Origin of the sequence: Mycobacterium sp. 20KCMC460, assembly GCF_022179425.1 — a bacterium.
In the GTDB taxonomy this organism is placed as follows: domain Bacteria; phylum Actinomycetota; class Actinomycetes; order Mycobacteriales; family Mycobacteriaceae; genus Mycobacterium; species Mycobacterium kiyosense.
This window is the reverse complement of record NZ_AP025524.1, coordinates 334,547-355,986: the sequence shown is the minus strand read 5'-3', so window position 1 is coordinate 355,986 and position 21,440 is coordinate 334,547. Positions and strand designations below refer to the sequence as shown.

Below are 21,440 nucleotides of genomic sequence, written 5' to 3'. Positions count from 1 at the left end.
CAGCCGACTGGGCGCCGGCGGCGTCTCACAGTGGCCGCCGAATCTGCACGTTGCCGCCCAGCGGGCTGATCCGCACCGAGGCACCTGAATAAGGCGCCTCGACCACCAGGTTGTTGCCGATCGCCAACTGCACGTGACCGGCATGCGGAAACACCAGGTCGCCGGGACGCACCTGCGACCGCGGCACCGGGACGCCATCGTTGATCTGCTGGTATGTAGTGCGGTCGAGGTGCACGCCGGCCTGCGCGTAAGCCCACTGGACCAGCCCGGAGCAGTCGAACTGATCCGGCCCGGTGGCACCCCAGACATACGGGCGGCCCAGCCGGGACAGGGCGGCACGCACCGCGAGCCCGGCGCGCCCACTCGGCAAGGGCAGTCGACGACCGCCGCCGTGGTGCGTCATCCGATAGCGCAGCGCGCGCAGGGCGGCGGCGTGTCGCCGCGACCGGCTCCGCGCGGCGGCGACGTGCGCGCGTTGCGCGCGCAACCGCGCCACCCGGCGACGCATCGCTTCACGTTGGGCCAGCGGCGTCAGAGGTGTCGTCGCGGCATCGGCCCGAGCTTCACCGAGCACGGCGCCGGTGAGTTCGCGCGCGGCGGCCCGATCTCGATGGGCACCGGCGAGCACCGCGGTCGCCGCCGCATCCGTTTGCGCCGACGACGTCAGGGCGGCCTGGGCGCGAGTCGCCGCACGTTCATAATGATGTTGTGCCACAGCGGGATTCGACGCGTCGTGGAACTGCGCGGTATTCGCATCCAGGCCGGCTGCCGGGCCGGAGCCGCCGAACAGTTCGTGGGCGCGGGTCAGTGCCTGCAGTTCGAGGTAACTCACCGGTCGTCCTCTGCGTCACCCACGGGCTCGCCTTCCATCGCCTCGGTGAAGGCGCGCACCCGCGGCATCGCTCCCGGCGGGATGACACCCCGGTTGCGGATGTCCCACACCTCGTCACCACCGACACCGAGCAGGGCCGCGATAACAGCGTCCGGCAGCGAAGACCGCGCACAGGCCCGGTCGAAGCGCGCACTCAGACTCCCCGGCATGCGCTCCAGCAGCGCGCTGCGCGTCGCTTCAAGCGCTTGCAGGTGCTCCATCAGGCGACCGGCCGAGTCGGCGCCGGCGTTCACCGCGACCCGCCACGAGCTGGCGGCCAGCATCTCCGCCTTCACACATTGAGCGATCACAGACAGAATATACGTCTCATATTCGTTTGATGTCTTCGCCGGCAGACGATCGATGACGGACCTGAGCGTCTCCAGCTGCGCTTCGGCGTATCCCTCCAGCACATCGGTGTCGTCGTGGCGGTCCACGACGACCGGTCCGGCCCGCCGCGCGACACCGGTTTCGGGCGGCTGCGCTGCGAGCAGGCGCGCCAGCTCCGCGTCGGGATCGGCGGCGACCAACAGGCGCGAGTAGGTGCCCGGAGGCAGGCCCAAGCCGTTTTCGACTTTTTGAACTGTGCTTTTGTGGGGCTTGCGGGCGCCCCGCTCGAGGTAGCTGAGCCCCATGATGCTCACCCCGGTGGCTGCCGCGAGGTCCGCGAGCGACCAGTCCCGCGACTCGCGCAACGCGCGCATGGCCGCGCCGGCCGACTCACGGCTCACGGCTGGCTCCGGCCATACGGCGGATATTACACAGCCCGCCCGACCACTCTTGTTATATACGTTTTTATCTCGTTTCTCTTGTCGGAAGCAGCCTGGTGTGTATACGATTCCGCATACGTTTCGTTGGAAAGGAGCTCCACACATGGCAAACCCCTGCGCATCCAACCCAGAACTCTGGTTCGGCTATCCCGACGACGACGGCGGCGACGGCGCGGCTAAGGCGCGCGCCTACGAGCGGTCGGCCACCGAGGCGCGGATTCAATGCCTGCGTCGGTGCCCACTGGCTCAGCAGCGACTGTGCGCGCAGCGGGCAATCACACATCGCGAGGAGTACGGGGTCTGGGCCGGCGTGAAGCTACCCGGCGGCCAGTACCGCAAACGCGAACAGCTCGCGCAGGCCCACGAGGAATTGCGGCGCATCGCCGCCGGCGAGATCAATGCCCGGCAACTGCCCGAGAACGCCGCGCTGCTGGCCCGCCACGAAAGCAACACCGTGGCCGTCAATGCGGTGGTGCTGCACCTGCCCGCCGCCCGGCTGGGTCCCCGCACCGCCGCCTGAGCGCCGACCGCGGATTGCGCGACCGCACGCCGGGTATACGGGGGTCGTTGGTGGCCCCCGCTCGGGCCGAGGCAGCGAACGCAAAGGCATACCCATGACCTTCGACCTGACTCCTACAGCAGCCCAGCACGACTTGGCCCGGCGCACCCACGAGTTCGCCGAAGAAGTGATCCGGCCCGTCGCGCTCGAGTACGACCAGCGCCAGGAGTTCCCCTGGCCGGTGCTAGAGGAGGCCGCACAGCGCGGCTTCTACAGTCCGTTGTTCTACCGGGATCTGATCGGGGACCCGACCGGCATCTCGCTGCCGATGTTCATGGAGGAGCTGTTCTGGGGTTGCGCGGGAATCGGCCTGGCGATCGTCATGCCGGCGTTGGCGCTGTCGGCGATCGGTCAGGCCGCCTCCCCCGAGCAGATGCTGGAGTGGGCACCTGAATGTTTCGGAACGCCAGGCGATATCAAGCTCGCCGCGCTGGCGATTTCTGAACCCGAAGGCGGCAGCGACGTTCGCAACCTGCGCACCACGGCACGCCGCGACGGCGACGACTGGATCATCGACGGCCACAAAATGTGGATCGGTAACGGGGGCATCGCCAACGTCCACGTCGTCAACGCGGTCGTCGACCAGGAACTCGGCCACCGCGGTCAGGCGCTGTTCGTGGTGCCCGGCGGCACCCCGGGGCTGGAGTTGGTGCGCAAGCTCGACAAGCTGGGCTGCCGCGCGTCGCACACCGCCGAACTGAAGTTCAACGGGGTGCGCGTTCCCGGCGCCAACCTGCTCGGCGGCCAGGACAAGCTGGAGCACAAGCTGGCCAAGGCGCGGGAAGTGGTCGCGGGCGGCAAGAAGTCCGGTTCGGCCACACTCGGCACGTTTGAACAGACCCGGCCGATGGTCGCCGCGCAGGCGATCGGAATCGCCCGCGCCGCACTGGAATACGCGACCGCCTACGCCACCGAACGGGAAGCGTTCGGCGGTCCCATCATCGACAACCAGGGCATCGCATTTCCCTTGGCGGAGTTGGCAACTCAGATCGACGCCGCTCGGCTGCTGACATGGCGGGCATCCTGGATGGCGGCCAACGGGGTCCCCTTCGAACGGGGTGAGGGGTCGATGTCGAAGATGGCCGCCAGCGAGGTCGCGGTCCGCGCCACCGAACGCGCCATCCAGACGATGGGCGGCTGGGGCTACATCACCGATCATCCGGTGGAGAAATGGTATCGGGATGCCAAGCTGTACACCATCTTTGAAGGTACCAGCGAGATCCAGCGGATGGTGATAGCCAACGCGCTGGGGTCGAACGTCGACACTCCGCCGCTGCACGTCTCGCTCGAACCGAGCGGGGGGCCGCTGAATCGGGTGTTCGGCCGCGGAACGCCGCTGCGATCGCGCGCCGCCGATGCCGCGCTATCGCTGAAGGATCGGGTGCCCGAGCCGTTCATGCGGGTCGCGATGAAGGCGCTGCGCCCACCGGGGCGCTGACACCGCCCGCGAGTAAGGTCGCGAAGGTGAGCAACCTGGAGGCTGCGCCGCCCGAAGTCGCTTGCGGCGCTTCGCCGACGACCTCCACCACCGAGGTGCTGCACCCGCGGGAAGTCCCGCTGGGTGGTCCGCGGGCCATCCGGGTACAGCGCACCCTGCCACAGCGGCAGCGGTCCCTGATCGGGGCGTGGTGCTTCATCGACCACTACGGCCCCGCCACCACGCAGATGGACGTCCCGCCGCACCCGCACACCGGACTGCAAACGGTGAGTTGGCTGTTCGACGGCGAAGTCGAGCATCGCGACAGCGCCGGCGTCCACGCGATGGTGCACCCCGGCGAGCTGAACCTGATGACCGCGGGTGCGGGCATCTGCCATTCCGAGGTGTCCACCCCGGGCCGGGTGCTGCACGGCGCCCAGCTGTGGGTGGCACTGCCCGATTCGGCGCGCGACACCGGACGCGACTTCGCGCACCACCGGCCCGAAACGGTTTCGCGGCCACACGCGCAGCTCCGGGTGTTCCTCGGTGAGCTGGCCGGAAGCCGTTCGCCGGTAACGACTTTCACGCCGCTGCTGGGCGCACAGCTTGACCTCGAGCCACGGGCCGCGATAGAACTCGACGTCGACCCGGCCTTCGAGCACGGGGTGCTGTGCGACGCGGGTCCGGTAGAACTGTGCGGGGTCGCGCTGGCGGTCGCCGAGCTGGGATACCAGGGGCCGGGCCATCGCACGCTACACGTGCGCAACGCGGGGGACGGGCCGGCGCGAGTGCTGCTGCTGGGCGGCGTCCCGTTCGGCGAACAGCTGGTGATGTGGTGGAACTTCGTCGGTCGCAACCACGACGACATCGTCACCTATCGTCAGTTGTGGCAGGACGGCAACGACGGGCCCGGCTGGGACCGCTTCGGTGCCGTCACGGGTTACCGGGGTGCGGTCACCCGCCTGCCGGGACCGCCCCTGCCCACCACGCGGCTGCTGCCCCGACCGGCTGCCCAATCAGAGGAGCGAAGATGACAACCGACAAGACGGGCGCGGTCACCACCGTCACCGCACAGAACGACAGGTACAGCATCGCCGTCGCCGGCCAGACCGTGGGCTTCGCGGAGTTCGCCGACCGCGGCGAGCAACGCATCTTCCACCACACCGAGATCGACCCGGATTTCGGCGGACGCGGGCTGGCGACCATCCTGGTGGAGGAAGCGCTGCAGGCCACCCGCGCCGACGGCAAGCGCATCGTGCCGGTGTGTTCCATGGTGGTCACCGTGCTCAAGAAGCATCCCGAGTACAACGACATCACCGACCCCGCCACGGCCGAAGTCACCGGCTGGGCGAAAACCCACGGCAGCCACTGACCGCCGGGTCTACCCGCGCTCATCCCAGCTGGTCGGCAGCATCGGCATGGCGGGCCCGCTGCCGTATTCGTCGCCGTCCAACGTGATCAGGCCGGCGGCGTCGGCGGCGTCGGTGGCGACGGTGCCGCCGAATCCCATCGCGCCCGCGCCGCGAGTCGACGCGGCGATCACCGGTTCCTCCGGCGGGGTATCGGCGCCGGGGTCGTAGTCCAGGTACTCGTCGGCGTACTGGTGCTCGGGCATGGTGGCGGCGCGCCGACGTCGGGAGCGTCGCTTCTCCCGCGCTGACACCCCCGCTGCGGCCGCCGGGATTCCCTCTGCCGGGGCCTTCACGCCGGTGCGGTCCCGGAAGGTGGGGGAGAACCCCTCGTCGGGTCCGATGCCGGCGACGGCGTAGGGGATAGCGGGCACGGTGGCGGCCGGAGCGGCCGACGCGGGCGCGGCGCCGGCACTGCCGGCGGCGGTGGTGACCGGGGCGCCGGCCGGGCCGGCGACAGTGGGCGCGAGGGTGGCCAGCGGATAGTTCGAGGAGTGCGAGGTGGCCGCCGGTGCCGCTGAGACCGCCGGCTCATCGCCGACGGGTACGTCGGCCGGCAGCTGCTGCAGGTACTGGTACCCGACGCCGATCACCACGCCCAAGGTGATCGCCAGCAGCGGATCCAGCAGCAGCTGGGGGTAGGTCAGCGATGCCCCGACCCAGGAGAAGGCCTGGTAGGCGACGGCGAACAGGAACGGCCCCCAGGTCACCAGAGCCTGCGACGGGTTCGTCAGGAAGTCGGTGATCAGCTGGATGGTGTTGCCGACCGGGTTCTGCAGGAAGTTCGTGATCGGCGCGAACAGCTGCTGCACATAATTCAGGTAACCCTGCAGCAGCTGGGTGATGAGGTCGGCCAGGTTGAGCTGGCTGCCCGAGTCGGCGGCCGGCGCGGCCGCGGCCAGCTGGCTGGGCTCCGCGGCGAGGCTTGCCATGTCGGCCTTGACCACGGTGGGGGCCGGTGCGGTGGTCGGCACCGCTGCCGCCGCCGTCGTCGTCACGGCTTGATAGGTACCCATGGTGGTGGCCGCCTGGATCCACATCCGGACGTAGTCGGCCTCGTTCAGGGCGATCGGAATGGTGTTGATGCCGAAGAAATTCGTGCCGACCAGCACCCCGTGCACGATGTGGTTGGCGGCCAACTCCGGCAGCGTCGGCATCATCGCCAGCGCCGTCGTGTAGGCCGCCGCGGCGGTCTCCTGCTGGGCGGCCGCGGCCAGGCTCTTAGCCTGCGCGCCGGTCAACCAGCCCAGGTAGGGGGCGTGCGCGGCGACGTACTCGGCGGCGGACGGCCCCTGCCAGGACCCGGACTGAACCGCACCCAGTACGCCGATCAACTCGGCCGCCGCCGACTCGTATTCGGCGGCGAGCGCCTGCCACGCGCCCGCCGCGGCCAGCAGCGCACCCGGACCCGGGCCGGCGGACAGCAACGCGGAGTGCACCTCGGGCGGCGAGGCCATCCAGATCGGAGCCGTCATCCCGTCAGTCCCCCCTTGAGACACCTAGCGTCATCGGAACCCATTCCTCCCCGTACGTCACCGCCGCAGCGATCGACGCAATAGGCGGATACCCGGATCGGCGAGCAGGGGTGGCTGCCGAATTAGGTTCGCCTAACCTGCACAGTAGCGGGCGTTCGGCGATAGCAGCAATGCGGCGTCCTCGGCGCCGCGCTACCTGCCGTTGCGCTCGCGGTGCTTACACCCCGGCCAGCAGCAGGGCCGGCGCTTGCCCTCCTCGAGCTCCTCCTGGGTGCGGCGGATGCGGCGCTCCCGGGTCTTGGCTTGCTTGGCGTCCTCGACCCAGCAGATGAACTCGTTGCGCGCCAGCGGGGTGATGTCGTTCCAGAGCTCCAGCGCGGCGCTGTTGCCGATCAGCGCCTGCCGCAGGTCGGAGGGGAGTTCGTGGACGACGCCGCCGGCTACTTTCTGGCTGGTCACGTCGCCAGATTACCGACGGCCGCGCTCACTCGTCCTCGTCGTCGATGGACCGCGGCCGGGACTCGTCCCGATCCCCGAACGAAGCGGAATGGCGCGGCGCCTGATGCCCGTAAACACCCTCCGGGTAAGCGGTCTCGGCGTGCTGGGTCAGATCGATGCCGTTCTTCTCGTCGGCGGCACTGAGCCGGAACCCCACGAACCGGTCGATCAGCTTGGCCAGCACGAAACTCACCCCGAAGGCATAGAGGGCGACCACCACCATCGCCAGGGACTGCTTGCTGAGCTGGCCCAGGCCGCCGCCGTACAGGAGGCCACGCGGGCCGCCGGTCATCACCGCGGTGGCCAACAGCCCGATCAGGGAAACCCCGACCACGCCGCCGACGAAGTGCACGCCCACCACGTCCAGCGAGTCGTCGTAGTTGAGCTTGAACTTCACCAGGATCGCGTACGAGCACACGACTCCGGCCACCAGCCCGACGACGGCGGCACCCAGGGTATTCACCGTGCCGCACGACGGCGTGATCGCCACCAGGCCGGCGACCACGCCCGACGCGGCACCGAAAGTGGTCGGCTTACCGTCCCGGAACTGTTCCACCGCCAGCCAGCCCAACATGCCCAGACAGCCGGCGACCAACGTGTTGAGGAAGATCGCCGCGGCCAGCCCGTCGGCGGCCAGCGCCGAACCGGCGTTGAACCCGAACCAGCCGAACCACAGCAGGCCCACCCCGAGCAGCACGAGAGGCAGATTGTGCGGCCGCATCGCCTCCACCTTGAACCCGATACGCGGGCCCAGCACCAGCGCCAGCGCCAGCGCCGAGGAACCCGAGACGATCTCGACCACCAGGCCACCGGCGTAGTCCAGCACGCCCATCTTGGCCAGCCAGCCCGTCGGTGCCCAAACCCAGTGCGCGACAACGGAATACACCACGATCGTCCACACCGGCACGAACAACAGCCAGGCCGCGAACTTGGCGCGGTCGGCGATGGCGCCGCTGACCAGGGCGGCGGTGATGATCGCGAAGGTCAACTGGAACGTGGCGTAGAGCAGTTCGGGCACCTGCCCGTGCAGGGTCGACGGGCCGATCCCGGCCATCCCCGCATGCGACAGGCCGCCCAGAAACCCGCCGAGACCGCCGCCGGAGAACGCCAGGCTGTAGCCCACCAGCAGCCACGCCACCGTGACCAGCGGAATGGAGATGAAGCTCATCATGATCATGTTGAGCACGCCGGTGGTGCGCATCATGCCGCCGTAGAAGATCGCCAGCCCGGGCGTCATCAGCAGCACGAGTGCGGTGCTGGCCAGCAGCCAAGCGGTGGCGGCGGGATCGATATTCAACGCGGTGGCTCCCTCGGTAGTCGTCGGTAGGAATGTATGGCAGTCCCGACGCCTACCTCCATGGAGTACGAAGAAGTCGCTTCCGGGCCAGGATCTCCACATTTCGAGTTCCGCGGGCGCGGTGAGCGCCGGGCCGGGCGTCTTCACCCTTGTACTCGGCCCTCAACTCCTCCGCACAGCGGTTGACGGCGCAGAGACGCGCCAGGAGCACGCCGTCCCCGGACACGCCCCCGCGTTGCCGTCCTTGAGGCGATCATTCAACGGGGAACTGCGAACGCCGGTCCCCACTCGCGACGACATCCCGCCACGCTGGATCGCACCCACCAAACACAAAGGTCACGAACCATTTCTGGTTCGTGACCTTAGCGCCTGGAGTTCGTAGAACTCCTCAATGTGGGCGAAGGGGGACTTGAACCCCCACGTCCCGAAGGACACTGGCACCTGAAGCCAGCGCGTCTGCCATTCCGCCACTCGCCCGAAACAACCGCAGGACCATATCACTGTAGTCGCCGCCAACCCCAACCGCGCACCCGGGCCGCGCCGTCCAGGCGCATCACACCAGCCACGCCGAGGTCTCTGATCAGTATCGATGCGATTCTCAGCATTCTCACGGTGCCGGCGAATCGGTGTGTCCCGATACGATTACTCAGCAATCCGACCAACGGCCGAGTCGATTACCCTCCGCCGAGAATTTCCCAGCACAGTAGTGAGGCGAGCGCGCACAGATGGGTAGCCGACGTGGGCTGGTTCAGCGCATCGAGCGCAAACTCGAGGCGACGGTCGGTGACGCGTTTGCCCGGGTCTTCGGCGGATCGATCCTGCCGGAGGAAGTCGAAGCGATGCTGCGGCGTGAAGCCGACGACGGCGTGCAGTCCTTGCAGGGCAATCGCCTTTTGGCACCCAACGAATACATCATTACCCTCAGTGTGCACGACTCGGAGAAGTTGGGCGCCGATCCGGACCTGACGTCGAGCGCTTTTGCTCGGTACTTGGCGGACTATATCCAGGAACAGGGGTGGCAAACGTATGGTGAAGTGGTCGTACGGTTCGAGGAATCCTCGAACCTGCATACCGGCCAGTTCCGCGCCCGCGGTGCTGTCAACCCCGACGTCGAGCCCCGCCCGACGGCTTCCGATGCCGCCCGGCCACAATCGAATCATGCGTTTGGCGCAGAACCAGGAGTACGACCGATGACTGACAATCCGAATTACCGCGGTCAGGGGCGGCCCGACGAGTACTACGACGACCGCTACGGACGCCAGGAGGACCCGCGCGGCGGTTACCCGCCGGAGCAGGGCGGCTACCCGCCCCAGCAGGGTTACCCGCCGCCGCAGGGCGGCTACGGCCAGGGCGGCTACGACCAACCGCAAGGTGGCTACGGCCAGGCCGGCTACGGCGAACAGGGCGGGTACGGGCAAGGCGGCTACGGCCAGGGCGGCTACCCGGAGCAGGGCGGTTACGGCCAACACCAGGGCGGTTACGACCAGCCGCAGGGTGGTTATGGCCAAGGCGGCTACGGCGAACAGGGCGGGTACGGCCAGGGTGGTTACGGCGAGGCCCCGGGTGGCTACGCGCCGACTCACGACGCTCCGCCCGCAGCACCTCCGGGTCCGCCCGGCGGCGGGTACGGCGCTCCGGGCGGATACGGCCAGGAGCAGGGCTACCAGCAGGGCGGTTACGGTCAGGGCCAGCCGCCGGCTGCACCCGGCGGCTACGGCGACTACGGGCGTGAGCCCGCACGCCAGGACGCGGGCGGCTACGGTGCCCCACCGGCCCCGGCGGAACCGCAGCGGCCGTCATACCCCGAGCAGGGCGGCTACGGCCAGGACCAGGGCGGGTACGGCCAGGGCGGCTACAGCCGCCAGGAGTACGGCGCCAACGAATACACCCAATACGCCGAAGCCCCGCAGGGCGGTGGCTACGCGCCGGCGCCGGGTGGCTACGGCGAGCCCGCCGCGCGCTCGGACTACGACTACGGACAGCCGCCGGCACCCGACTACGGTCAGCCCGCCCCGGACTACGGGCAGGGTGGTGGCTACGGCGGCTATGGTCAGGGCGGCTACGGGCAGGCCGGAGCGCAGGTCACCCTGCAGCTCGACGACGGCAGCGGGCGTACCTACCAGTTGCGCGACGGCTCCAACATTGTCGGGCGTGGCCAGGACGCCCAGTTCCGGCTGCCCGACACGGGCGTGTCGCGCCGGCATCTGGAGATTCGCTGGGACGGTCAGGTGGCGCTGCTCTCGGACTTGAACTCGACGAACGGCACCACGGTCAACAATGCGCCGGTCCAGGAATGGCAGCTGGCCGACGGCGACGTGATCCGGCTGGGTCACTCCGAGATCATCGTTCGCATCCACTGACCCCACCCGGGCCGTCGTCCCAGTATTGTGACTTTGCCGAGGTGCTCGGTAGCGCGGGCACGGGGTAGGTAACGCCGGGACGGAAAGGACCGCCAGATGCAGGGTTTGGTTCTGCAACTGACGCGTGCCGGGTTCCTGATGCTGTTGTGGTTGTTCATCTGGTCAGTGCTGCGGATCCTGCGCACCGACATCTACGCGCCGACGGGTGCGGTCATGGTGCGGCGCGGGTTGGCGTTGCGTGGCAATCTGCTGCCGTCGCGGCAACGCCGTGACTCGGTGCGCTACCTGGTGGTGACCGAGGGGGCGCTGGCGGGCGCCCGGATCACGCTCAGCGGCCAACCGGTACTGATCGGCCGGGCGGACGACTCGACCCTGGTGTTGACTGACGATTACGCATCGACTCGGCATGCCAGGCTGTCTCAACGTGGTTCGGAATGGTATGTGGAAGACCTAGGTTCGACGAACGGCACTTACCTTGACAGGGCGAAGGTGACGACTGCGGTACGAGTTCCCATAGGTACGCCGGTTCGGATCGGCAAGACGGCAATCGAGTTGCGCCCGTGACCCGCGCAGACGACGAAGACGCCGGCTCGGTGAGCTTGCGGGGCGGGGTCGGAGTTGCGCCCGCGACCCGCGCAGACGACGAAGACGCCGGCTCGGTGAGCTTGCGGGGCGGGGTCGAGGAGTGGCGCCCGTGACATTAGTCCTGCGCTACGCCGCCCGCAGCGATCGCGGCCTGGTGCGCTCCAACAACGAAGACTCGGTCTATGCCGGAGCGCGACTGTTGGCCCTGGCCGACGGCATGGGCGGCCACGCCGCCGGCGAGGTGGCCTCGCAGTTGGTGGTCGGGGCGTTGGCTCCGCTGGACTACGACGAACCCGGCGGCGACCTGCTGGCCAAGCTGGACGCGGCGGTGCGCGAAGGCAACTCCGCGATCGCCGCACAGGTGGAGATGGAACCCGACCTCGAGGGCATGGGGACCACCCTGACCGCGATCCTGTTCGCCGGCGACCGCATCGGCCTGGCGCATATCGGGGACTCGCGAGGCTACCTGTTCCGCGACGGCGAGCTCACGCAGATCACCAAGGACGACACGTTCGTCCAGACGCTGGTCGACGAAGGCCGCATCACCGCCGAGGAGGCGCACAGCCACCCGCAGCGCTCGTTGATCATGCGCGCGCTGACCGGCCATGAGGTGGAGCCGACGCTGACGATGCGGGAGGCGCGCGCCGGCGACCGCTACCTGCTGTGTTCCGACGGACTTTCCGACCCCGTCAGCAACGAGACCATCGCCGAGGCACTGCAGATCCCCGACGTCGCGGAAAGCGCCTACCGGCTGATCGAGCTGGCGCTGCGCGGTGGCGGCCCGGACAACGTCACCGTCGTGGTCGCCGACGTCGTCGACGACGAGATCGGGCAAACCCAGCCGATACTGGCCGGCGCGGTGTCCGGTGACAACGACGACGACCAGCTGACGCTGCCCAACACCGCGGCCGGCCGCGCGTCGGCGATCAGGCCACGCAAAGAGGTCGCCAAACGTGTTGCGCCCCAAGAGGAGCCACCCAAGAAGCCGCGGTGGCCGCGGCGCCGGCTGTTCCTGGTCGCCACCCTGGTGGCGCTGCTGGTGCTGGCGGGCCTGTTCGTCGGCCAGATGATCATCCGAGACAACTACTACGTCGCCGCCGACAACGGCTCGGTCGCGATCATGCGCGGTGTGCAGGGCTCGCTGCTGGGCGTCTCCATGCACGAGGTGCACCTGGTGGGCTGCGTCAACACACAGAACCAGGTGACCGAGGCCGCGCCCGGCAGCCCCGGTTGCCGGCCGCTGAAACTGCAGGATCTCCGCCAATCCGAGCGGGCCGCGGTGCAGTCCGGGCTGCCGTCCGGCACGCTGGACGACGCGCGTAGCCAGCTGCACAAGTTGGCCGCTTCGGGCCTGTTGCCGATCTGCCAGTCGGGCACCACCTCGCCGACCGAACCATCGGCGCCGTCCACGAACAGCACCGGCATCCCCGACAGCAACACCCCGGCGCCGACCGCAACCAGCACCCCGTCGACGACCGCGACCACGCCCGGTACAGCGACCACCCCAACCACGACCGCCTCCGCGTCTTCCAGCAACAGCCCGACCACAACCTCTGCCCCGCCCGTAGCGACCGAGACCATCCAACCCGCACAAAAACCAGGCGTGGACTGCCGGACAGCGGCATGACAACGACGGAACTGCCCGCACCGGTTGCGGTGACTCCTCCGCTACCGACCCGGCGCAACGCCGAGTTGTTGCTGCTCGTTTTCGCCGCCTTCATCACCGTCGCCGCGCTGATGATCGTGGAGGCCAACCAAGAGCGGGGCCTGCACTGGGACCTGGCCACCTACGGGCTGGGTTTCCTGACGCTGTTCATCCTCGCCCACCTGGCGTTGCGGCGCTTCGCGCCCTACGCCGATCCGCTGCTGCTGCCGGTGGTCGCATTGCTCAACGGCCTGGGCCTGGTGATGATTCACCGCCTGGATTTGGTGGACAAGGAGATCGGCCGCCGCGGCCACCCCAGCGCCAATCAGCAGATGCTGTGGACCCTGCTCGGTGTGGTGTCGTTCGCGTTCGTGGTCTCCCTGCTCAAGGATCATCGTCAACTCGCGCGCTACGGCTACATCTGTGGGTTGACGGGTCTGGTGCTGCTGGTCATCCCCGCGTTGCTACCCAGGTCGCTGTCCGAGCAGAACGGCGCGAAAATCTGGATTCGCCTGCACGGCTTCTCCATTCAGCCGGCGGAATTCTCCAAGATTCTGTTGCTGATCTTCTTCTCGGCTGTATTGGTGGCCAAACGCAATCTGTTCACCAGTGCCGGCAAGCATCTGATGGGCATGACGCTGCCGCGCCCTCGGGACCTCGCGCCGCTGCTGGCGGCGTGGGTGATCTCGGTGGCGGTGATGGTCTTCGAGAAGGACCTCGGCACTTCGCTGCTGCTGTACTCGTCGTTTCTGGTGGTGGTGTACCTGGCCACCCAGCGGTTCAGCTGGGTGGTGCTGGGGATGGTGCTGTTCGCGATGGGCAGTGTGGCCGCCTACTACTCATTCGAGCACGTTCGCGTCCGGGTGCAGACATGGCTGGACCCGTTCGCCGACCCCGACGGCAACGGCTACCAGATGGTGCAGGCGCTATTCAGCTTCGCCACCGGCGGCATCTTCGGGACCGGACTGGGTAACGGCCAGCCCGACACCGTGCCCGCGGCGTCGACCGACTTCATCACCGCCGCGTTCGGCGAGGAACTGGGGCTGGTGGGCCTGGCCAGCATCCTGATGCTGTACACCATCGTCATCATCCGCGGGATGCGCACGGCGATCGCCACTCGCGACAGCTTCGGCAAGCTGCTGGCCGCGGGCTTGGCCTCGACGCTGGCCATTCAGCTGTTCATCGTCGTCGGCGGGGTGACCAAGCTGATCCCGCTGACCGGCCTGACCACGCCGTGGCTCTCCTATGGCGGGTCATCGCTGCTGGCCAACTATGTGCTGCTGGCTATCCTGGCCCGAATCTCCGACGGCGCCCGGCGTCCGCTGCGCCCCCGTCCCCGCAAGAAGAAGTCGCCGATAGCCGCGGCCAGCACCGAGGTGATCGAGCGCGTATGAACACCTCGCTGCGCCGGATCTCGATGACCGTGATGGCGTTGATCGTGCTGCTCCTGCTCAACGCCACCATGACGCAGGTCTTCACCGCCGACGGACTGCGCGCCGACCCGCGCAACCAGCGGGTGCTGCTCGACGAGTACTCACGCCAGCGCGGTCAGATCATCGCCGGCGGCCAACTGCTGGCCTATTCGGTGGCCACCGACAGCCGGTTCCGGTTCCTGCGGGTGTACCCGAACCCCGCCGTCTACGCCCCGGTGACCGGGTTCTACTCGCTGCGCTATTCCAGTACCGGGCTGGAGCGGGCCGAGGACCTGCTGCTCAACGGCTCCGATGAGCGCCTGTTCGGCCGGCGGTTGGCCGACTTCTTCACCGGGCGGGACCCGCGCGGCGGAAACGTGGACACCACCATCAACCCGCGCATCCAGCAGGCCGCGTGGGACGCGATGCAGGAAGGCTGCGGCGCTTCGCCCTGCCGAGGCGCCGTCGTGGCGCTGGAACCGTCGACAGGCAAGATCCTGGCGCTGGTCTCGTCGCCGTCGTATGACCCCAACCTGCTGGCCTCGCACAATCCCGACGTGCAGGCCCAGGCCTGGCAAACGCTGCGGGACAGCCCCGACTCGCCGCTGATCAACCGGGCGATCTCCGAGACGTATCCACCCGGCTCCACCTTCAAGGTCATCACCACCGCCGCCGCACTGGCCGCCGGCGCCAACGAGAACCAGCAGCTGACCTCGGCCGCCAGGATTCCGCTGCCCAACAGCACGGCCATGCTGGAGAACTTCGGCGATACCCCGTGCGGCCCCGAACCCACCGTGCCGCTGAGTGAAGCGTTCGCCAAGTCGTGCAATACCGCGTTCGTCCAGCTTGGTCTGCTCACCGGCACCGACGCGCTGCGCAACATGGCGCGCGCCTTCGGCCTGGACGACACACCCGACCCGCTTCCGCTTCAGGTCGCCGAATCCACCGTCGGACCGATCTCCGACGCCGCCGCGCTCGGGATGACCAGTATCGGCCAGAAGGACGTCGCACTGACCCCGCTGCAGAACGCCGAGGTGGCCGCGACGATCGCCAACGGCGGCGTGCTGATGCGCCCCTACCTGGTGGAAAGTCTCAAGGGGCCCGACCTGGCCAATATCAGTTCCACCGCCCCCTATCAGCAGCGCCGCGTGGTGTCGCCGCAGGTCGCCGCTAAGCTAACAGAGCTAATGGTCGGCGCCGAAAAGAACGCGCAGCAGAAAGGGGCCATCCCCGGCGTGCAGATCGCATCCAAGACAGGTACCGCGGAGCATGGCACCGATCCGCGGCACACGCCACCACACGCGTGGTACATCGCCTTCGCCCCCGCGCAGGGCCCCAAGATCGCCGTGGCGGTGCTGGTGGAGAACGGGGCCGATCGCCTGTCCGCGACCGGTGGCGCGCTGGCGGCGCCGATCGGGCGGGCAGTGATCGAAGCTGCGTTGCAAGGGGGACCATGAGTCGCCGCAGGCAAGTGCGCGTGAGCAACGCGCGACCGGAGCGAGCGGGAGGCACAGCATGAGTCCCCGCGTCGGGGTGACGCTGTCCGGCCGCTACCGGCTGCAGCGGCTCATCGCCACCGGTGGGATGGGCCAGGTCTGGGAGGCGGTGGACAACCGCCTGGGCCGGCGCGTCGCCGTCAAAGTGCTCAAGCAGGAGTTCTCCCAGGACCCCGAGTTCATCGAGCGGTTCCGGGCCGAAGCCCGCACCACCGCCATGCTCAACCACCCCGGCATCGCCCAAGTGCACGACTACGGCGAAAGCGCACTGGACGGCGAAGGCCGCACCGCGTATCTGGTGATGGAGCTGGTCAACGGGGAACCGCTGAACTCGGTGCTCAAACGCACCGGTCGGCTGTCGCTGCGGCACGCGCTGGACATGCTCGAGCAGACCGGCCGCGCACTGCAGGTTGCGCACGCCGCCGGCCTGGTGCACCGCGACGTCAAACCGGGCAACATCCTGATCACCCCCACCGGTCAGGTCAAGATCACCGACTTCGGTATCGCCAAGGCCGTCGACGCGGCACCGGTGACCCAGACCGGGATGGTGATGGGCACGGCCCAGTACATCGCACCCGAGCAGGCCCTGGGCCACGACGCGACGCCGGCCAGCGACGTCTACGCCCTGGGCGTGGTCGGCTACGAGGTGGTGTCGGGCAAGCGGCCGTTCACCGGGGACGGCGCCCTGACGGTGGCAATGAAGCACATCAAGGAGCCGCCGCCCCCGCTGCCCGCCGACCTGCCGCCCAACGTCCGCGAGCTCATCGAGATCACGCTGGTGAAGAATCCCAGCCAGCGCTATCGCAGCGGGGGACCGTTCGCCGACGCGGTGGCCGCGGTGCGGGCCGGCCGCCGACCGCCGCGACCCAGCCAGTCACCGCCGGCCGGCCGGGCCGCGCCCGCGGCGATCCCGTCGGCCACCCCGGCGCGGATTGCACCGACCCCGGTCGCCCGGACCACCGCGCCCCGCCGCTCAGCCCAGACTTCGAGTCGCCGCCCCCCACCGGCCCGGCGCACGTTCTCCTCGGGTCAGCGGGCGTTGTTGTGGGCTGCCGGCGTGCTCGGGGCACTGGCGATCATCATCGCGGTGCTCATCGTGATGAAGTCGGGCAACGGCAACAGTCAGGAGACGCCGCGGACCGTCCCGAACACCGGAAGCGGACAGGTCAGCATCGACGACTCCGGTGCTGCACCCGGCCTGCGGGTCAATTGGACGGATCGCGGTGAAACGGGTACTCCTGGGGTGCTGGCCCGATACGAGACAACACGATGACCACCCCTCGGCATCTGTCCGACCGTTATGAACTGGGCGACATCCTCGGCTTCGGGGGCATGTCCGAAGTTCACCTCGCCCGCGACACCCGGCTGCACCGCGACGTCGCGGTCAAGGTGCTGCGCGCCGACCTGGCCCGCGACCCCAGCTTCTACCTGCGGTTCCGTCGGGAAGCGCAGAACGCGGCGGCGCTCAACCACCCCGCGATCGTCGCGGTCTACGACACCGGCGAGGCCGAGACCCCCGCCGGACCGCTGCCCTACATCGTGATGGAGTACGTCGACGGCGTCACGTTGCGCGACATCGTGCACACCGACGGCCCGATGACACCCAAGCGCGCCATCGAGGTGATCGCCGACGCCTGCCAGGCGCTGAACTTCAGCCACCAGAACGGGATCATCCACCGCGACGTCAAGCCGGCGAACATCATGATCAGCTCGACCAACGCGGTCAAGGTGATGGACTTCGGCATCGCCCGCGCGATCGCCGACAGCGGCAACAGCGTCACCCAGACCGCGGCAGTGATCGGCACCGCGCAATACCTTTCGCCCGAGCAGGCTCGCGGCGACTCCGTGGATGCCCGCTCCGACGTGTATTCGCTGGGCTGCGTGTTGTACGAGATGCTCACCGGGGAGCCGCCTTTCACCGGTGACACGCCGGTGTCGGTCGCCTACCAGCATGTCCGGGAAGACCCCGTTCCGCCGTCCGAACGGCACGAGGGGATCTCCCCGGACCTCGATGCCGTGGTACTCAAGGCGCTGGCCAAGAATCCGGAGAACCGGTATCAGACCGCCGCGGAGATGCGCGCCGACCTGGTGCGGGTCCACAACGGCGAGACGCCGGAGGCGCCCAAGGTGCTGACCGGCGCCGAGCGCAGGTCGATGCTGTCGTCCGGCGGCCCGGGCCACGGTGGTCCCCGCACCGACCCGCTGCCCAGGCAGCGTTTCGACGACTCCGACAATCGGGGGGCCGCCTCAGTCGGCCGCTGGGTGGCTGTGGTCGCGGTGCTGGCGGTGCTGACGGTGATCGTGACGATCGCGATCAACACGTTCGGCGGCAACACCCGCAAGGTGCAGGTTCCCGACGTGCGCGGCCAGACGGCCGCCGACGCGATCGCCTCGCTGCAGAACAAGGGCTTCAAGACGCGCACCCAGCAGAAGCCGGACTCCGGCATCCAGCCCGATCACGTCATCGGCACCGACCCGACGGCCAGTGCGTCGGTCCCGGCCGGTGACGAGATCACCATCAACGTGTCCACCGGGCCCGAGCAGCGCGAGCTGCCCGACGTTTCGTCACTGACCTACGCCGAGGCGGTCAAGAAACTCAGCGCCGCCGGGTTCACCAAGTTCAAGCAGTCCAGCGCGCCGTCCAGCCCGGAGATGGCGGGCAAGGTGACCGGGACGAACCCGCCGGCCAACCAGACGTCGGCGATCACCAACGTGATCACGATCATCGTGGGGTCGGGGCCGGAGACCAAGCAGATTCCGGACGTCGCGGGCCAGACGGTGGACATGGCGCAGAAAAACCTGACCGTGTACGGCTTTTCGCGATTCAGCCAGGCGTCGGTGGACAGCACACGCACCGCCGGCGACGTGATCGCCACCAACCCGCCCGCGGGGACCACCGTTCCGGTCGATTCGGTGATCGAATTGCAGGTGTCCAAGGGCAACCAGTTCGTGATGCCCGACCTGTCGGGCATGTTCTGGACGGACGCCGAACCGCGGTTGCGCGCACTGGGCTGGACCGGGGTTCTGGACAAGGGGCCCGACGTGGATGCCGGGGGCGCCCAGCACAACAAGATCGTCTTTCAGAGCCCGGCGGCCGGCAACGGCGTGAACCGGGACGGCGTGATCACGCTGAAGTTCGGTCAGTAGTCCCCGCCGCGTCACCCGTCTCGCCGGGAAAGTGCGGGCGTATAGCGGTGAGGACTTCGTTCTCCAGTCGGCGCACCAGGGTGTCGTCGCGCGCCCAGCCGCAGTAGCTGAGCCAGTTGGCCAGCATCCGGTGGCCGCCCTCGGTCAGGATCGACTCCGGGTGGAATTGGACGCCGTGGATGGGCAACTCGGTGTGCCGTACGGCCATGATCACGCCGCTGCGGGTGTGCGCGATGGCGTCGAGCTGGGCCGGCAGCGACTCCGGCAGAATGGTCAGCGAGTGGTATCTGGTGGCCGTGAAGGGATCCGGAAGGCCTTGCAGCACACCAACATTGGTGTGATACACGCTGCTGGTCTTGCCGTGCAGCAACTCCGGAGCGCGGTCCACGGTGGCGCCGAACGCCACACCGATGGCCTGGTGCCCCAGGCATACACCGAGCAGCGGGGTGCCGCTCGCGGCGCACGCGCGCACCAGGCTGATCGAAGCCCCGGCACGTTCCGGCGTGCCCGGGCCCGGGCTGAGCAGGACACCGTCGAACTGGGCGGCGACCTCCTCGGCGTCGGAGAGGCGGGAGTCGTCATTGCGCCAGACGGTGGCCTCGACGCCCAGCTGGCCCAGGTACTGGACCAGGTTGAACACGAAGCTGTCGTAGTTGTCGACGACCAGGATCCGCATCGTGACAGGGTACCGTCCGGGCCGCCGTGGTTGCGGTCAGTAACCGATCGGTCCCATCGGCTGCGCGTAATGCAGTCGCACCGGTTCGGCGTGCCCGACGACCGCGACGTCGGATTTGACTTCTTCCCGGTAGCCGAGCCCGAAGCGGATCACGTACTGCTTGTACAAGGTCACCAGCGGCGCCGCGGTGAGCGCGCTCTGCATGGCGGTCGCGTTTCCGATGGCGGTGATGGTGTACGGCGGGCTGTAGGTGCGCCCGTTCAGCAGCAGCGTGTTGCCGACGCAGCGGACCACCGAGGTGGCGATGATGCGCTGGTCCTGCATCTGGATCGCTTCGGCGCCGGCACTCCACAGCGCGTTGAGGACACCGTCGATGTCCTGCTGGTGCACCACCAGGTCGTCGGGGGTGGCGTCGCGGGGGAAACGGCCGTTGGCGTCGCGCTGGGCGTCGTTGAGGACGACCACCAGGCCCGGGCCGTGCACCGGGTTCATGTCGGCTTCACCAGCCAGCTCGGCCGCCCGTTTGAGCATGGCCTGCAACGCCGCGGATGACGACCTGCCGTGTGCGGTGTCGATCTTGTGGCTCAGCGCCGCGCGCTCGGCGTCCAGCCGGCTCACCGAAGACCGCGTCTCGCGCACCAGGTCGACCAGTCGCGGTGCGTCGCTGCGGCGGATCTCGGCCCCACCGGAGACCCCGTGGGTCGCCGCCAACAGCAACCCGGCGAGCAGACACACCACCGGCACCCCGAAGCGCCACGGCGAACGCCGCGGCCCGGTCGTCTGGGGGTCCGTCTGATCGGACAAGCCGTCTCCTGTTTCCCGGCGGGTTTCTCGACGTCTGCGCTGGGTGGGCTAGTCTCGTAGCCAAGTTGTGCCCGCAGCCGTAACGGTAATCGTTGCATGTACCGCTCGTTTCGATACCACCCGCTTGATACCCAGAGGTCGTAAATGCCGAAGTCCAAGGTCCGCAAGAAGAACGACTTCACCGTCAGCGCCGTGAGCCGCACGCCGGTGAAGGTGAAGGTCGGGCCGTCGAGCGCGTGGTTCGTCGCGCTGTTCATCGGCCTGATGCTGATCGGCCTGATCTGGCTGATGGTGTTCCAGCTTGGCGCGATGAGTCAGCAGGCCCCGGCGGCCCTGCACTGGATGACCGAACTCGGTCCGCTGAACTACGCGATCGCGTTTGCTTTCATGATCACCGGGTTGTTGCTCACGATGCGGTGGCACTGAGGAGCTCCCGCCGGGGATCCACGCGACGGTGTGTATTCATTTCGGGGCGTTTTGTTAGCCCGGCAGCAACCTTTCGGTCACCCAATCACAAGCGTGTGATTCATCCCCACTGTTGATAGCTGCTGTGGATAACCGTATCCATGGTGGTGAGAGGGCCCAGGTAGAACATGCAGCAAACTGAGTGGGCGCCGCGCACGGCTGGAATCGCTGGTTGTGGACTCGGCGGCGTGATGATGGCTATCGCTGCTGTGACGCTGGTCACAGACCCGCCGGGGCGGGTGATCGCCGGGATCGCGGCGGCGGGGCTGATCTTGTTTGCCGGGGCGTCGTGGCGTGCCCGGCCGAAGCTGGCAATCACCGACGAGGGGCTGGCGCTGCGCGGCTGGTTCCGCACCCAGCTATTGCGCCGCGATTCGATCGCGATAATCCGGATCTCCGAATTCCGCCGGCACGGCCGCCGGGTCCGCCTGCTCGAGATCGAAACGGTGGGCGGCGGGTTGATCGTGTTGTCCCGCTGGGACCTGGGAACAGATCCGTTGGAGGTGCTTGACGCCCTCACAGACGCCGGCTACGCCGGCCGGCGTTAGTTTCCG

At 68.4% G+C, this 21,440-nt stretch carries 21 protein-coding genes and 1 tRNA gene; 14 read left to right on the top strand and 8 right to left on the bottom strand.

Translation table 11 applies throughout. The features are described 5' to 3' along the window. Nucleotides 1–25: 25 nt before the first annotated feature. Both MKCMC460_RS01655 and MKCMC460_RS01650 read right to left on the bottom strand, forming a co-directional pair. Nucleotides 26–832, bottom strand: coding sequence for a C40 family peptidase (locus MKCMC460_RS01655; RefSeq protein WP_236979350.1), 807 nt, complete (start codon nt 830–832; stop codon nt 26–28). Continuing rightward, nucleotides 829–1,602 carry a helix-turn-helix domain-containing protein gene (locus MKCMC460_RS01650; RefSeq protein WP_236979348.1) on the bottom strand — a complete coding sequence of 258 codons (774 nt, stop codon included), beginning with the start codon at nt 1,600–1,602 and terminating at the stop codon, nt 829–831. Before MKCMC460_RS01650 ends, MKCMC460_RS01655 begins: the two co-directional genes overlap by 4 nt. A gap of 142 nt (nt 1,603–1,744) precedes the next feature. Here MKCMC460_RS01650 and MKCMC460_RS01645 point away from each other — a divergent pair, with 142 nt between their 5' ends. From MKCMC460_RS01645 to MKCMC460_RS01630, 4 genes are all read left to right on the top strand, one after another. After that, nucleotides 1,745–2,161 carry a WhiB family transcriptional regulator gene (locus tag MKCMC460_RS01645; protein ID WP_236979346.1) on the top strand — a complete coding sequence of 139 codons (417 nt, stop codon included), beginning with the start codon at nt 1,745–1,747 and terminating at the stop codon, nt 2,159–2,161. A gap of 94 nt (nt 2,162–2,255) precedes the next feature. Further along, nucleotides 2,256–3,638, top strand: a complete 1,383-nt coding sequence (locus tag MKCMC460_RS01640) for an acyl-CoA dehydrogenase family protein (protein WP_236979344.1) — start codon at nt 2,256–2,258, stop codon at nt 3,636–3,638. 26 nt (nt 3,639–3,664) lie between these two features. Continuing rightward, nucleotides 3,665–4,651 carry a pirin family protein gene (locus MKCMC460_RS01635; protein WP_236979342.1) on the top strand — a complete coding sequence of 329 codons (987 nt, stop codon included), beginning with the start codon at nt 3,665–3,667 and terminating at the stop codon, nt 4,649–4,651. Then, entirely contained in the window at nt 4,648–4,989 is a 342-nt protein-coding gene (locus tag MKCMC460_RS01630) for a GNAT family N-acetyltransferase (protein ID WP_236979333.1), read from the top strand. The genes MKCMC460_RS01635 and MKCMC460_RS01630 overlap by 4 nt, the downstream gene beginning before the upstream one ends. 9 nt (nt 4,990–4,998) lie before the next feature. Here the strand turns inward: MKCMC460_RS01630 and MKCMC460_RS01625 are convergent, their stop codons facing one another. From MKCMC460_RS01625 to MKCMC460_RS01610, 4 genes are all read right to left on the bottom strand, one after another. After that, nucleotides 4,999–6,501, bottom strand: a complete 1,503-nt coding sequence (locus MKCMC460_RS01625) for a PPE family protein (RefSeq protein WP_238305243.1) — start codon at nt 6,499–6,501, stop codon at nt 4,999–5,001. Nucleotides 6,502–6,693: 192 nt separating this feature from the next. Continuing rightward, a complete protein-coding gene (locus MKCMC460_RS01620) occupies nt 6,694–6,960 on the bottom strand; it encodes a YdeI/OmpD-associated family protein (protein WP_236979329.1) in 267 nt (88 codons plus the stop codon). Nucleotides 6,961–6,985: 25 nt separating this feature from the next. Further along, entirely contained in the window at nt 6,986–8,296 is a 1,311-nt protein-coding gene (locus MKCMC460_RS01615) for an ammonium transporter (protein WP_370653054.1), read from the bottom strand. 394 nt (nt 8,297–8,690) lie between these two features. Further along, a tRNA-Leu gene (locus MKCMC460_RS01610) sits at nt 8,691–8,773 on the bottom strand. A 248-nt stretch (nt 8,774–9,021) separates the two neighbouring features. Here MKCMC460_RS01610 and MKCMC460_RS01605 point away from each other — a divergent pair. The 8 genes from MKCMC460_RS01605 (at nt 9,022) to pknB (ending at nt 18,941) form a co-directional block, all read left to right on the top strand. Beyond that, complete coding sequence (locus tag MKCMC460_RS01605) at nt 9,022–10,656, top strand: DUF3662 and FHA domain-containing protein (RefSeq protein WP_236979327.1); 1,635 nt, start codon at nt 9,022–9,024, stop codon at nt 10,654–10,656. A 96-nt stretch (nt 10,657–10,752) separates the two neighbouring features. Continuing rightward, nucleotides 10,753–11,220 carry an FHA domain-containing protein gene (locus MKCMC460_RS01600; RefSeq protein WP_236979325.1) on the top strand — a complete coding sequence of 156 codons (468 nt, stop codon included), beginning with the start codon at nt 10,753–10,755 and terminating at the stop codon, nt 11,218–11,220. Beyond that, nucleotides 11,217–11,354 carry a hypothetical protein gene (locus MKCMC460_RS01595; protein WP_236979323.1) on the top strand — a complete coding sequence of 46 codons (138 nt, stop codon included), beginning with the start codon at nt 11,217–11,219 and terminating at the stop codon, nt 11,352–11,354. Before MKCMC460_RS01600 ends, MKCMC460_RS01595 begins: the two co-directional genes overlap by 4 nt. Continuing rightward, nucleotides 11,351–12,868: a PP2C family serine/threonine-protein phosphatase gene (locus MKCMC460_RS01590; RefSeq protein WP_236979321.1), complete on the top strand. Its 1,518-nt coding sequence runs from the start codon at nt 11,351–11,353 to the stop codon at nt 12,866–12,868. Before MKCMC460_RS01595 ends, MKCMC460_RS01590 begins: the two co-directional genes overlap by 4 nt. After that, a complete protein-coding gene (locus MKCMC460_RS01585; protein ID WP_236979315.1) occupies nt 12,865–14,280 on the top strand; it encodes an FtsW/RodA/SpoVE family cell cycle protein in 1,416 nt (471 codons plus the stop codon). The genes MKCMC460_RS01590 and MKCMC460_RS01585 overlap by 4 nt, the downstream gene beginning before the upstream one ends. Next, a complete protein-coding gene (gene pbpA / locus MKCMC460_RS01580; protein ID WP_236979313.1) occupies nt 14,277–15,755 on the top strand; it encodes a D,D-transpeptidase PbpA in 1,479 nt (492 codons plus the stop codon). Before MKCMC460_RS01585 ends, pbpA begins: the two co-directional genes overlap by 4 nt. Before the next feature lie 58 nt (nt 15,756–15,813). Continuing rightward, complete coding sequence (locus MKCMC460_RS01575) at nt 15,814–17,067, top strand: serine/threonine-protein kinase (protein WP_236979311.1); 1,254 nt, start codon at nt 15,814–15,816, stop codon at nt 17,065–17,067. Then, nucleotides 17,064–18,941, top strand: a complete 1,878-nt coding sequence (gene pknB, locus MKCMC460_RS01570; RefSeq protein ID WP_236979309.1) for a Stk1 family PASTA domain-containing Ser/Thr kinase — start codon at nt 17,064–17,066, stop codon at nt 18,939–18,941. The genes MKCMC460_RS01575 and pknB overlap by 4 nt, the downstream gene beginning before the upstream one ends. Here the strand turns inward: pknB and MKCMC460_RS01565 are convergent. Both MKCMC460_RS01565 and MKCMC460_RS01560 read right to left on the bottom strand, forming a co-directional pair. Beyond that, nucleotides 18,919–19,617: an aminodeoxychorismate/anthranilate synthase component II gene (locus MKCMC460_RS01565; protein ID WP_236979307.1), complete on the bottom strand. Its 699-nt coding sequence runs from the start codon at nt 19,615–19,617 to the stop codon at nt 18,919–18,921. The genes pknB and MKCMC460_RS01565 overlap by 23 nt on opposite strands. A gap of 36 nt (nt 19,618–19,653) precedes the next feature. Beyond that, nucleotides 19,654–20,421, bottom strand: coding sequence for a DUF881 domain-containing protein (locus MKCMC460_RS01560; RefSeq protein ID WP_236979305.1), 768 nt, complete (start codon nt 20,419–20,421; stop codon nt 19,654–19,656). 144 nt (nt 20,422–20,565) lie between these two features. Here MKCMC460_RS01560 and crgA point away from each other — a divergent pair, with 144 nt between their 5' ends. Together crgA and MKCMC460_RS01550 are read left to right on the top strand one after the other, a co-directional pair. Further along, nucleotides 20,566–20,847, top strand: coding sequence for a cell division protein CrgA (crgA, locus tag MKCMC460_RS01555; RefSeq protein ID WP_236979303.1), 282 nt, complete (start codon nt 20,566–20,568; stop codon nt 20,845–20,847). A gap of 167 nt (nt 20,848–21,014) precedes the next feature. Next, nucleotides 21,015–21,434, top strand: a complete 420-nt coding sequence (locus MKCMC460_RS01550; RefSeq protein WP_236979301.1) for a PH domain-containing protein — start codon at nt 21,015–21,017, stop codon at nt 21,432–21,434. Nucleotides 21,435–21,440 lie beyond the last annotated feature (6 nt).